Annotated in this window: 13 protein-coding genes; 9 read left to right on the top strand and 4 right to left on the bottom strand. The window is 75.5% G+C overall.

The features are described 5' to 3' along the window. Window positions 1-92: 92 nt before the first annotated feature. Window positions 93-1205: a 5-methyltetrahydropteroyltriglutamate--homocysteine S-methyltransferase gene (locus tag LFA75_RS18680; protein WP_225235095.1), complete on the bottom strand. Its 1113-nt coding sequence runs from the start codon at window positions 1203-1205 to the stop codon at window positions 93-95. A 60-nt stretch (window positions 1206-1265) separates the two neighbouring features. Here LFA75_RS18680 and LFA75_RS18675 point away from each other — a divergent pair, with 60 nt between their 5' ends. The 4 genes from LFA75_RS18675 (at window position 1266) to LFA75_RS18660 (ending at window position 5252) form a co-directional block, all read left to right on the top strand. Next, window positions 1266-1562: a hypothetical protein gene (locus tag LFA75_RS18675; protein ID WP_225235094.1), complete on the top strand. Its 297-nt coding sequence runs from the start codon at window positions 1266-1268 to the stop codon at window positions 1560-1562. Window positions 1563-1707: 145 nt separating this feature from the next. After that, complete coding sequence (locus tag LFA75_RS18670; protein ID WP_225235093.1) at window positions 1708-2070, top strand: hypothetical protein; 363 nt, start codon at window positions 1708-1710, stop codon at window positions 2068-2070. 75 nt (window positions 2071-2145) lie between these two features. After that, window positions 2146-3657 (top strand): aldehyde dehydrogenase family protein, encoded by a 1512-nt coding sequence (locus tag LFA75_RS18665; protein WP_225235092.1) that lies wholly within the window; start codon window positions 2146-2148, stop codon window positions 3655-3657. After that, a complete protein-coding gene (locus LFA75_RS18660; protein WP_225235091.1) occupies window positions 3654-5252 on the top strand; it encodes a GMC family oxidoreductase in 1599 nt (532 codons plus the stop codon). The genes LFA75_RS18665 and LFA75_RS18660 overlap by 4 nt, the downstream gene beginning before the upstream one ends. A 108-nt stretch (window positions 5253-5360) precedes the next feature. On the opposite strand, the gene LFA75_RS18655 is transcribed toward LFA75_RS18660, so the two are convergent. Further along, window positions 5361-6188: a LysR family transcriptional regulator gene (locus LFA75_RS18655; RefSeq protein ID WP_225235090.1), complete on the bottom strand. Its 828-nt coding sequence runs from the start codon at window positions 6186-6188 to the stop codon at window positions 5361-5363. Window positions 6189-6283: 95 nt separating this feature from the next. Here LFA75_RS18655 and LFA75_RS18650 point away from each other — a divergent pair, with 95 nt between their 5' ends. From LFA75_RS18650 to LFA75_RS18640, 3 genes are all read left to right on the top strand, one after another. Further along, the gene (locus LFA75_RS18650) at window positions 6284-7000 is read left to right on the top strand and encodes an SDR family oxidoreductase (RefSeq protein WP_225235089.1); all 717 of its coding nucleotides are present in this window, start codon (window positions 6284-6286) and stop codon (window positions 6998-7000) included. A gap of 30 nt (window positions 7001-7030) precedes the next feature. Continuing rightward, on the top strand, window positions 7031-7420 hold the full coding sequence (locus tag LFA75_RS18645; RefSeq protein WP_225235088.1) for a nuclear transport factor 2 family protein: 390 nt from the start codon (window positions 7031-7033) through the stop codon (window positions 7418-7420). Window positions 7421-7489: 69 nt separating this feature from the next. Further along, a complete protein-coding gene (locus LFA75_RS18640; RefSeq protein ID WP_225235087.1) occupies window positions 7490-7693 on the top strand; it encodes a hypothetical protein in 204 nt (67 codons plus the stop codon). Window positions 7694-7697: 4 nt separating this feature from the next. On the opposite strand, the gene LFA75_RS18635 is transcribed toward LFA75_RS18640, so the two are convergent. Continuing rightward, window positions 7698-7895 carry a hypothetical protein gene (locus tag LFA75_RS18635; RefSeq protein WP_225235086.1) on the bottom strand — a complete coding sequence of 66 codons (198 nt, stop codon included), beginning with the start codon at window positions 7893-7895 and terminating at the stop codon, window positions 7698-7700. Between the two features lie 36 nt (window positions 7896-7931). Between LFA75_RS18635 and LFA75_RS18630 the strand changes: the two genes are divergently transcribed. Then, window positions 7932-8675 (top strand): GlxA family transcriptional regulator, encoded by a 744-nt coding sequence (locus tag LFA75_RS18630; RefSeq protein ID WP_404820952.1) that lies wholly within the window; start codon window positions 7932-7934, stop codon window positions 8673-8675. Window positions 8676-8687: 12 nt separating this feature from the next. On the opposite strand, the gene LFA75_RS18625 is transcribed toward LFA75_RS18630, so the two are convergent. Beyond that, complete coding sequence (locus tag LFA75_RS18625; RefSeq protein ID WP_225235085.1) at window positions 8688-10181, bottom strand: MFS transporter; 1494 nt, start codon at window positions 10179-10181, stop codon at window positions 8688-8690. Window positions 10182-10634: 453 nt separating this feature from the next. Here LFA75_RS18625 and LFA75_RS18620 point away from each other — a divergent pair, with 453 nt between their 5' ends. After that, window positions 10635-12008, top strand: coding sequence for a DEAD/DEAH box helicase (locus LFA75_RS18620; protein WP_225235084.1), 1374 nt, complete (start codon window positions 10635-10637; stop codon window positions 12006-12008). Window positions 12009-12100 lie beyond the last annotated feature (92 nt).

The raw sequence follows: 12100 nt of genomic DNA, 5'->3' as shown, positions 1-12100 counted from the left end.
CGCGGGACGGAGGGACCGGCGGCCGAGGACTGAACCGCTCACCGCGCAGATTACGGGCCGATCACGTTCCGCGTCCAGACCCGCGCGCTGGATCAGCCCCAGACCTCGGCCGCGGTCTCGACCACGAGCGCGAGCTTGGCGATCTGCTCGTCCCGGGTGAGCGCGTTGCCCTCGACCGTGGAGGAGAAGCCGCACTGCGGGGACAGCGCCAGCTGGTCCAGCGGCACGAACCGGGCGGCCTCGTCGATCCGCCGCTTGAGGTCGTCCTTGCTCTCCAGCTCCGGTCGCTTGGTGGTGACCAGCCCGAGGACCACCCGCTTGCCCGGCGGCACGAAGCGCAGCGGCTCGAACCCGCCGGAGCGGGCGTCGTCGAACTCCAGGAAGAACCCGTCGACCTCCAGCCCGCCGAACAGCGCCTCGGCGACGAAGTCGTATCCACCCTCGGCCGCCCACGAGGAGCGGAAGTTGCCCCGGCACATGTGGGTGGTCACGGCCATGCCCTCGGGCCGGCCGGCCAGCGCGGCGTTGATCTGCCGGATGTACCGCTCGTGCTGGTGCTCGGCGTCCCGGCCCTGGGCGGCCAGCTGGGCGCGCTGCGCCGGGTCGTTGAGGTAGGCCAGCGAGGTGTCGTCCAGCTGCAGGTACCGGCAGCCCTGGGCGGCGATGCCGGTGACCTGCTGCCGGTAGGCCGCGCTCAGCGCGTCCCAGAACGCGTCCTCGTCCGGGTAGACCGCCGGGTCGATCGCCGCGGCGCCGCCCCGGTAGTGGACCATCGAGGGCGAGGGGATCGTCAGCTTCGCCGTCTGGTCGGGCTGCACCGCACCCTGCAGGTGGGCGAAGTCGTCGGCGAAGACCGGCTCGTCGATCCGGAGCGGCCCGGTGACCCGCAGCCCGGCCGGCGTGTAGTCCAGCGTGCCGTCGGCGTTGCGGAAGTGGACGGTGATGTTCTCCTCCACCTTCTCGACCCCGCCGATCGAGTAGATGAAGTCCATGTGCCAGGAGGCCCGGCGGAACTCGCCGTCGGTGGCGGTGGCCAGCCCCAGGTCGGCCTGCATCCGGACGACCTCGTCGACCGCCTCGTCCTCGACGGCGCGCAGGCCGTCGGCGTCGAGCTCCCCGGCGGCGAAGCGGGCGCGGGCGGTGAGCAGGTACTCGGGGCGCAGCAGGCTGCCGACGTGGTCGGCGCGGAACGGCGGGCTGGTCATGCGTCGATCCTCACCGAGACTGCCAGCCCGCGCTCAGCAGGACGGCGGATACTCGGGGGCATGAGCAAGCGTGTGCTGGTCGGAGCCGTCGTCTGGGTGCTGGCCACGATCGGCGCCTTCCTCCTCGACCCGATCCTCGGCAGCGCCGTCCTGGTCTTCGGCGGGGCGCTGGTCGCGATGGGCCACCTGGCCAGCGGGTGGGGCGAGGGCAGCACGTTCGAGGAGCGCGAGATGGACCGGGCCCGGCGCCGCAAGGCCAAGTTCGAGGCCAACGCCGGCAAGCGGGCCAAGGACCGGGAGCGCTGGGAGGCCGGCAAGGCCCGCAAGGCCCGTCGGACGGACCGGAAAAGCGCGTGACAGCGCGCTCGGGGCGTCCCCAGCCTCTCGAGCCATGGGTTCCCTGCTGCTGCTCGGCTGAGTGACCGCTCACGTCTCCGCCGACGTCCCCGCCCGACCGACCGGGCAGCAGCCTGCCCGGACCACTCCTGCTCGGAGGTCCCCCATGACCCATCCCCCCGCTCCCGAGTCCGCCGCCGGCACCGCCCGGGCGACGCTCCCCGACGAGGAGCGCGAGGGCTTCGACCGCCTCGTGCACTCGATCACCGCCGCCTCCGGCAAGGCCCTGGGCGCCGTCCTCCGCGGCCGGCTGCCCGGCGTGGAGGGGGTGCGCTGGCTGCGGTCCGAGGGCCTGCCGCCCACCGCCCGCGCCGCCTCGCTCACCCCGGGCCAGTGGCTCTCGCTGCACGCCACGTGGCAGCGGCTGAGCGGGACCCCGCACGCCGGGGTGCCCCAGCGCGGCGGCGGGAAGGCCGACAGCAAGCACGGCCACGCCCCCGGCGCCCAGGCCGCTCCGCGCTGGTTCTGACCGCCCCGCCGCCGGTGGCGGTTGGGTGTTACCTCACGTAACACCCAACCGCTACCGGCGGGTAGCATCCGGGCCATGTCTCTCGTCGAGGACCGGGGCACCGCCGCCCCGGACGCAGCCGGCACGTTCCCCTCCACGGACCCGGCCACCGGCGCCCTGGTCGCCGAGTTCCCGGTGCACTCCCCCGAGGACGTCGCTGCCGCCGTGGCCCGGGCCCGGGTCGCCGCGCAGGCGTGGGGCGACCTCGGCTTCGCCGGCCGGCGCACCCGGCTGGCCGCCTACCGCGGCTACCTGGCCCGCCGGATGCACGAGCTGGCCGACCTGGTGCACCGGGAGAACGGCAAGCCGCACGCCGACGCCATCCTGGAGATCACGCTGGCCGTCGACCACCTGGCCTGGGCCGGCGCGCACGCCAGGAAGACCCTCGGCCCGCGCAACGTGAACCCCGGCCTGCTGGCCGCCAACCACCAGGCGGTGCTGGAGTACCAGCCCCTCGGCGTGGTCGGCGTGATCGGGCCGTGGAACTACCCGGTGTTCACCCCGATGGGCTCGATCGCCTACGCGCTGGCCGCGGGCAACGCCGTGGTGTTCAAGCCCAGCGAGTTCACCCCGGCCATCGGCACGTGGCTGGCCGAGGCGTGGGCCGCCGCCGTCCCCGACGTGCCGGACGCCCTGCAGGTCGTCACCGGCCTCGGCGAGACCGGTGCGGCGCTGTGCCGCGCCGGCGTCGGCAAGGTCGCGTTCACCGGGTCAGCCGCCACCGGCCGGAAGGTCATGGCCACCTGCGCCGAGACCCTCACCCCGGTGCTCATGGAGTGCGGCGGCAAGGACGCGATGATCGTGGACGACGACGCCGACGTGGCCGCCGCCGCCGACGCCGCGGTCTGGGGCGCGATGAGCAACGCCGGGCAGACCTGCATCGGCATCGAGCGGGTCTACGCCACGGCCCCGGTCTACGACGCCTTCGTCGCCGCGGTCACCGCGCAGGTGGCCGGCATCCGCCCGGGTTCCGACGACGGCGCCTCCTACGGCCCGATGACCATGCCCAGCCAGACCGACGTGGTGCAGCGACACCTGGACGACGCCGCGGCCACCGGCGGGCGCGCGGTCACCGGCGGCACCGTGCAGGGCGGGTTCGTCGCACCCACCGTGCTGCTGGACGTGCCCGAGACGTCCTCGGCGGTGCAGGAGGAGACCTTCGGCCCGACGATCACCATCACCCGGGTCGCCGACGCCGAGCAGGCCCTCGAGCTCGCCAACGGGACGTCGCTGGGCCTGGGCGGCTCGGTGTTCTCGGGCTCGGCCAAGCGCGGCATGGACCTGGCCCGCCGGATGCGCAGCGGGATGACCTCGGTGAACTCCGTGATCACCTTCGCCAGCGTGCCGTCGTTGCCCTTCGGCGGCGTGGGCGACAGCGGCTTCGGCCGGATCCACGGCGAGGACGGCCTGCGCGAGTTCACCCGGGCCAAGGCGATCACCCGGCAGCGGTTCGCCCTGCCGGTGCCGCTGATGAGCTTCGCCCGGCCGGCGAAGGCCGCCGACGGCCTCGCCCGGGTCATGGGCCTGGTGCACGGGCGGCACCGGTGACCTACGACGTCGTCGTCGTCGGTGCCGGCTCGGCCGGCTGCGCCCTGGCCGGCCGGTTGACCGAGGACCCGTCGCTGCGGGTGCTCGTGCTGGAGGCCGGCGGGTCGGACAGGGCGCTGGAGGTGCAGATCCCGGCGGCGCTCTACAAGACCTTCCGCACCCGCCGGGACTGGAACTACGCGACCGAGCCGCAGCCGGCGGCGTCCGACCGCCGGGTGTTCTGGCCGCGCGGGAAGATGCTCGGCGGCTGCAGCTCGAACAACGCGATGATCTACATCCGGGGTGCCGCGGCCGACTACGACGAGTGGGCGCAGCTGACCGGTGACCCCGGCTGGTCCTACGAGTCGGTGCTGCCGCTGTTCCGCCGGATGGAGGACAACGGCCGCGGTGCCGACGAGTTCCACGGCGTCGGCGGACCGCTGCGCGTGGAGGACCCGCGCTCGCCGCACCCGTGGAGCCGGGCGGTGGTGGAGTCCGCGGTCGCCGCCGGGTACCCGAGCAACCCGGACTTCAACGGTGCGCGGCAGGAGGGCGCCGGGCTCTACCAGCTCACCCAGAAGCGCGGCCGGCGCTGGTCGGCCGCCGACGCCTACCTGCACCCGGCGATGCACCGGCCGAACCTCGAGGTGCGCACCGGCGCCCGGGTCACCCGGGTGCTGCTGGACGGCGACCGGGCCACCGGCGTGGAGTACGTGGCCGACGGGGTGCTGCAGCAGGTGCACGCGCCGCAGGTGCTGCTGTCCGGCGGAGCGATCAACAGCCCGCAGCTGCTCATGCTCTCGGGCATCGGGCCGGCCGACCACCTGCGCTCGGTCGGGGTGGACGTCGTCCACGACCTGCCCGGGGTCGGCGGTGGGCTGCAGGACCACCCGCTGGTGCCCACGATCTGGCACGTGCGCAGCGGGAAGTCGCTGTTCCGCGGCGAGTCCCCGGCCGGGTACGCGCAGTGGTTCGGCGCCCGCCGCGGTCCGCTGACGTCCAACCTGGCCGAGGCCGGGCTGTACACCCGGTCCGACGACGCGCTGGCCGAGCCCGACCTGCAGTACCACTTCCTGCCGGTGAAGTACTGGCAGCAGGCCCGGGTGGACCCCGACGTGGACGCGTTCACCGCGTGCGCCGTCCTGGTCCGGGTGGAGTCGCGCGGATCGGTGCGGCTGCGCTCGGCCGACCCGACCTGGGCCCCGGCGATCGACGCCGGCTACCTGACCGAGCAGCGCGACCTCGAGGCCCTGGTCACCGGGGTGGAGAAGGCCCGCGACATCGCCGCGGTCGGGCCGCTGGCGAAGGTGCTCGCCGAGGAGTGGTCGCCGGGCGGTACCCGGTCCACCCGGGCGGAGCTGCGGCAGTCGGTGCGCGACACCCTGGAGTCGCTGTACCACCCGGTGGGCTCGTGCCGGATGGGCACCGACGCCGACGCGGTGGTCGACCCGCAGCTGCGGGTGCACGGCATCGAGGGGCTGCGGGTGGTCGACGCCTCGGTGATGCCGACGCTGGTCCGCGGCAACACCAACGCCCCGACGATCATGATCGCCGAGCGGGCCGCCGACCTGGTGCGCGCCGACCTGGGCGCCCGGAGCGCCCTCGCCCAAGCCTGACCTTGCACGGCGTGGATCAGGTGCGACGACCACCGTGCATCCTCAGCCGCCGACGTCGGTAACGCAGGATGCACATCCCTCGTCGCAGCTGATCCACGCCGAACGGAGCTAGAGCCGCAGGGCGGTCCGCACCAGGTCGGCGACGGCCCGGGACCGGCTCTGCGGCGGCCAGGCGACCACCGTCGTGACCGACGGCGCGTCGAGCACCGGCACCGCGGTCACGCCCTCGGGGAGCTGCGCCCGCACCGAGTCCGGCAGCACCGCGTAGGTCCGGCCCAGCGCGATGAGCTGCAGCAGCTGGGCGTGGTCGCGGATCTGCGGCCCGGGCCCGGCGGGGTGACCGGGCCACCGGGCGGCGGGCAGACCGGGCAGGTCCGCCAGGTCGGCCAGGACGACGTCGGTCCGGCCGGTGAGCGGGTGCCCGGCCGGCAGGACGGCGAGCTGGCCCTCGGTGCCCAGCTCCTCGACGTCCAGGCCGGCCAGGTCGTCGAAGGGCCGGTGCAGCAGGGCGACGTCGGCCCGACCGTCGCGCAGCACCGGACCCTGCTCGCCGATGCCGCACAGCAGCACCTCGACCGGCACAGCGCCCGGTTCGGCGGCGTAGGCGTCCAGCAGCTTGGCCAGCAGCTCCGCCGACGCCCCGGCCTTCACCGCCAGCACGACCCCGGCCCGGTCCGGCGCGGCCCGACGGGTGCGCCGCTCGGCGGCCTCGACCGCGGCCAGGGCAGCCCGGCCCTCGCGCAGCAGCACCTCGCCGGCCCCGGTCAGCGCGACCACCCGGCTGGTCCGGGTCAGCAGCGGGGTGCCCAGCCGGCGCTCCAGCTGGGCGACCGCCCGGGACAGCGGCGGCTGCGCCATGCCCAGCCGCTGGGCGGCCCGGCCGAAGTGCAGCTCCTCCGCGACGGCGACGAAGTAGCGCAGCTCCCGGGTCTCCACGTCGGGCGACGGTACGCCGATCCATACCCGGCGAGCATCGATGGCCACCCGATCGGTGTTGGCGCGACCACCCCGACCGGGACGACGCTGGGGGCATGACGACGACAGCGCTGGTCACCGGCGCGAACAAGGGCATCGGGTACGAGATCGCGGCCGGCCTCGGCCGGCTGGGCTGGGCGGTCGGGGTCGGCGCCCGGGACGACGAGCGCCGGGAGGCCGCCGTGGCCCGGCTGCGGGAGGCCGGGGTGGACGCGTTCGGCGTCCCGCTGGACGTCACCGACGACGCCAGCGTGGCCGCGGCGGCCGCGCTGCTCGAGGCCCGCGGCGGGCTCGACGTGCTGGTGAACAACGCCGGGGTCACCGGCGGCGGGGTGCAGACGCCCAGCGAGGTGGACATGGCGGCCGTCCGCGCGGCGGTCGAGGTCAACGTCTGGGGCGTGATCCGGCTGACCAACGCCGTGCTGCCGATGCTGCGCCGCTCGCCGTCCCCGCGGATCGTGAACGTGTCCAGCGGGGTCGGGTCGCTGACGATGCAGAGCGCGGACGACGGCACCACCGGCCCGCTGTCGGCGGCCTACTCGCCGTCCAAGACCTACCTCAACGCGGTCACCGTGCAGTACGCCAAGGAGCTCAAGGACACCGGGATCCTGGTCAACATGGGCTGCCCCGGCTTCGTGTCCACCGACCTCAACGGGCACCGCGGCACCCGCACCCCCGAGGAGGGGGCCCGGACGCCGATCCGCCTGGCCACGCTCCCCGACGGCGGCCCGACCGGCACCTACTCCAACGACGACGGGCCGCTCCCCTGGTGAGCCGCCGTCGTCCCCGGTAGGCAGGGGCGCATGACCCACGACGACGTCCGCGCCTGGCTGGCCGGCTACGAGCGGGCCTGGCGCTCGCCGGGCACCGACGGCCTGGCCGGGCTGTTCACCGACGACGCCACCTACTCCCCCTCCCCCTGGCGGGAGCCGGTCCGCGGGCTGCCCGCGCTCGCGTCCTGGTGGGAGGGCGAGCGGGACGGCCCGGACGAGGAGTTCACCGCCGGCTACCGGGTGCTGGCCGTCGACGGTGCGGTCGCCGTCGTCCGGGCCGAGGTCGACTACGCCTCGGCCGAGGGGAACCACGGCCGGTGGCGGGACCTGTGGGTGCTGGAGTTCGCCGACGACGGCCGGGTGCGGTCGTTCGAGGAGTGGCCGTTCGCCCCCGACCAGCGCGACGGCCACGAGGACTGAGCGGGCGGGATCGGCCCCGGGACGGCAGCATCGACCGGAACCCCCTCGACCTCCTGGAGTGCTTCCCCCATGTGGCTGTTCCTGACCCGTCGTCTGCGCACCTGGCTGCTGCTGACCGTCGCCGCCCCGCTGGTGGCCAAGGTGCTGCAGCGCGCCGGCACCTCGCTCGAGCGGAAGAACGGCCCGACCTCGCTGTCCCGCGGCCTGCGCAAGGGCGGGGAGTTCCTGGACTCCCGCCGCCGCGGCGCCAAGCGGGACGCCCGGCGCCGCTGACCGCTCAGCCGCGGAGGACCGCGTCCTCCGCGGCCGCCTCCTCGGGGGCGGGTGCCGGCTCCGGTGCCCGCCCCGTGCGGATGGCGACGGACAGACCGGCGGCGACCAGGCACAGCAGCGCCGCGCCGTACCAGGCCGCGTCGTAGGTGCCAGTCACGTCGCGGACGACGCCGGCGGAGTAGGCCGCGATCGCCGACCCCACCTGCTGGCCGGCGCGGACACCGTCGTCGTCCCCGGGGTGGCCGGGGGTGCGGTGCTGCGCACGGCCGAGCTGCCCGACGGCGTCGCGCAGGCGCTGCAGGGCCCGGCGCGGCTGGTGTCCATCTGCACCGGGGCGTTCGTGCTGGCCGCGGCCGGTCGCCTGGACGGCCGACCGGCCACCACGCACTGGCTGCACGCCGAGCGGTTCGCCCGGCTGCACCCGCAGGTCCGGCTGGACCCCGACGTCCTCTACGTCGACGACGGCGACGTGCTGACCAGCGCCGGCAACGCCGCCGGCATCGACCTGCTGCTGCACGTGGTGCGCCGCGACCACGGCAGCGCCACGGCCACCCGGATCGCCCGGCGCCGGGTGGTGGCGCCCTGGCGGGACGGCGGCCAGTCCCAGTTCGTCGACCGCCCGGTGCCCGACCCCGACGGCACCGGGACGGCGGCCACCCGGGCGTGGGTGCAGCAGAACCTGGACCGGCCGTGGACCCTCGAGCAGCTGGCCGCGCACGCGGGCACCAGCGTGCGCACCTTCACCCGGCGGTTCCGCGAGGAGACCGGCCTGAGCCCGCTGCGCTGGCTGACCCGGCAGCGGGTGGAGCTGGCCCGGCACCTGCTGGAGACCACCGACGCCGGGGTGGACCGGGTGGCCGAGCAGTCCGGGTTCGGCACGGCCACCTCGCTGCGCCAGCACCTGCACGCCGCGATCGGGGTGGCCCCGCAGGCCTACCGCCGCACGTTCCGCGGCGTCCCCCCGGCGGTCCTCCCCGGCTGAGCCGCCGGGGGCTCAGTGCAGGTCGGCGTGCTCGTGCCGGGTCGCCGTCCGGGCGCCGTCGTCGGCCTTCCGGTCGCGCAGCCAGTCGGGGACGGCGATGACCAGCGCGCCCAGCGCACCGAGCACGGCGACGCCCAGCGCGATGCCGGCCGCGGTCGGGTAGTCCCCGCCGGTGGACCCGAGGACGACGTAGAACAACCCGGGCAGGACGGCAGAGCCCAGCGCTGCGCCGAACCGCTGCGTGGTCTGCAGCCCGCCGCCGGCGGCCCCGGCCATCCGCACCGGGACGTCGCGCAGGGTCAGCGTGATGTTGGGGCTGATGACGAACCCGCCGCCCAGGCCGGCGACGAACAGGGCGGGCAGCACGGCCCAGGTCAGCGTGTCCGGCGGCACCAGCGCGACCAGCAGCGCGGTGGTGATCAGCCCCACCGAGACGACGGTCAGGCCGAGCACGGTCAGCAGCCGGCCGTACCGGCTGACCAGCCGCCCGGCCAGCGCGGCGGAGCCCGCCGCCCCGATGGCGAAGGGCATGACCGAGAGGCCCGAGTGCAGCGCCGTCCAGCCCAGCCCGGTCTGGAAGTACAGCGCGAAGACCAGCCAGATGCCGCTGAACCCGATGAAGTAGACGGTGCCGACGGCCACGCCGGCGGCGTAGCCGCGGGTCTGGGTGAGCAGCCGGACGTCGAACACCGGCTCCCGGCCGCGGGCCACCACGCGCCGCTCCCACCAGGCGAAGCCGGCCAGCGCCGCGGCCCCGAGGAGGAAGAGGAACCACAGCCGGCTGAGCCCGCCGGACTCGGCCTGCACCAGCGGCAGCAGCACGAGCACCGCGCCCAGGCCCAGCAGCACGGTGCCCACCACGTCGATGTCGGTGCTGGTGCCCGTCGGGCGCCCCTTGGGCAGCAGGCGGGCGGCCAGCACCAGCGCGACGACGCCGATCGGCACGTTGACGAAGAAGATCGCCCGCCAGCCCAGGTCCTCCCCGAACAGCCCGATCAGCAGCCCGCCGACGACCGGGCCGATCGCGGTGGACAACCCGACGGTGGCCCCGAAGAGCCCGAACGCCTTGCCGCGCTCCGGGCCGCGGAACAGCTGCTGGATCAGCGCGGAGTTCTGCGGGGCCAGGAAGCCGGCTGCGACGCCCTGCAGCAACCGGGCCGCCACCAGCAGCTCGGCGTTCGGGGCCGCCCCGGCCGCCGCGCTGGCCAGCACGAACCCGGCCAGGGCGACCAGGAAGATCCGACGCCGGCCGAAGGCGTCGCCCAGCCGGCCGGCCGGGACGAGCACCAGCCCGAAGGTCAGCGCGTAGCCCGACACCACCCACTGCACCCCGCTGGCCGAGGCGTCCAGCGCCTCGCGCATCGAGGGCAGCGCCACCGACACGATGCTGACGTCGAGCAGGGTCATGACCCCGGCGACGAGGGTCACCGACAACGCCCGCCAGCGGCGGGGGTCGGGCTCGTAGGTCTCGTCGGCGGAGCCGGTCTGCTGCTCGGTGGCGGTCACGCTGCGGTCACGAGGGTCCGTGATACCCCACCACCGCCGTCCCACGCCCGCCGGGGCCACCCCGTGTGACCACCGACTCCCCCGCGGTGGCCGTCCCGGCGCCCTCGACGTGGCCCAGTGGTGATCCCCGGCGCCGCCCCCTGCTCGTCCCTGAGCGGGTGGACCCGACGTCGGCGCAGAGGCAGCGCCACCGAGGCGCGCCGGCGACCCGACGTCCGACCGGACGGTGCGGCCACCAGGGTGCTTCCACCCCGGCGGCCCCGCCCTGGCGACGGACGGTGGCCACCGACATGGTGAGGACACCATCGTGACCCCCGAGAACTCCCCCGCCCNGGCGGGTGGAGGCCGAGCAGGGGCGCGGCCCGGGAGGCGGGCGGGGCGGGGGGGCCCCGGTTCGCCGCGCCCCGCGCCGCGTCGGGCCGCGGGCGGGGTCCGCCCTTCGCCGCCCTCGGCGTGCCGGCCCCGCTGGTCGAGACGCTGACCGCCAGCGGCATCACTGCGCCGTTCCCGATCCAGGTCGCGACGCTGCCGGACACCCTGGCCGGCAAGGACGTGCTCGGCCGCGGCCGCACCGGCTCGGGCAAGACGCTGGCCTTCTCGCTGCCGCTGGTCGCCCGGCTGGCCGCCTCGACCTCCAAGCGCCTGCCGCGCAAGCCGCGCAGCCTGATCCTGGTGCCGACCCGCGAGCTGGCCAACCAGGTCGCCGCCGTCGTCGCCCCGCTGGCCACCGCGGTCGGCATGAAGACCACCGTCGTGTTCGGCGGGGTCGGCCAGAACCCGCAGGTGCAGGCCCTCTCCGGCGGCATCGACGTGCTCATCGCCTGCCCCGGCCGGCTCGAGGACCTCATCGGCCAGGGTCACTGCGACCTGTCCGCCGTGGAGATCACCATCCTCGACGAGGCCGACCACATGGCCGACCTGGGCTTCCTGCCCGGCGTGAAGCGGCTCATGGACCGGACCCCCAAGGTCGGCCAGCGGCTGCTGTTCTCCGCCACCCTGGACAACGGCGTCGACGTCCTGGTCAAGCGCTACCTGGACAACCCGCGCACCCACTCGGTCGACCCGGCCGTGGCGCCGGTGTCGACCATGACCCACCACGTGTTCCGGGTCGACGCGCTGGACAAGAGCCAGGTCGTCAAGGAGCTCGCCTCCGGGCTGGACCGGGTCGTGCTGTTCACCCGGACCAAGCACCAGGCCAAGAAGCTGGCCAAGCAGCTCACCGCCGGTGGCGTCCCCGCCGTCGACCTGCACGGCAACCTGAGCCAGAACGCCCGCGAGCGCAACCTCGAAGCCTTCACCTCCGGGACGACGCGGGTGCTGTGCGCCACCGACATCGCCGCCCGCGGCATCCACGTCGACGACGTCGCGATCGTCGTCCACGTCGACCCGCCGGCCGAGCACAAGGCCTACCTGCACCGCTCGGGCCGTACGGCCCGCGCCGGTGCCGGCGGCACCGTGGTCACCATCGCCACCCCCGACCAGGCCGGTGAGGTGCGGCTGCTGGCCCGCCAGGCCGGGATCACCCCCGAGGTGTCGGCGATCAAGCCCGGTGCCCGGGAGATCGTCGCGCTGACCGGTCCGGCCGCGCCCTACGTGGAGCCGGCCCCGGTCGTCGAGCAGCCCCAGGGCGGCGGCGGTGGCGGCGGTCGCCGGCGCGGCGCCGGTGGCGGCGGCGCGTCCGGTGGCGGCGGCGGTGCCCGGTCGGGTGCGCCGGCCCGCTCCGGCGGTGGCGGTGGCCGGTCGGCCGGTCCGGCCCGGACCCGCGCCGAGCTGGCTGCCCGGGCCGGGCAGCAGCCCGCGGGCCGCTCCCGCCGCGCCGGGCGCTGAGCCCCGTCGTCGCCCGGGGGGCCGGTCGGCCCCCCGGGCGACGCCGCACGGGGTGAGGGAGGATCGAACCCCCGCCCCCTGCTGAACGAGGA

This window comes from Klenkia terrae (assembly GCF_900491935.1).
In the GTDB taxonomy this organism is placed as follows: Bacteria; Actinomycetota; Actinomycetes; order Mycobacteriales; family Geodermatophilaceae; genus Klenkia; species Klenkia terrae.
The sequence above is the reverse complement of the archived record's forward strand: the minus strand, read 5'-3'. Positions and strand labels throughout refer to the sequence as shown.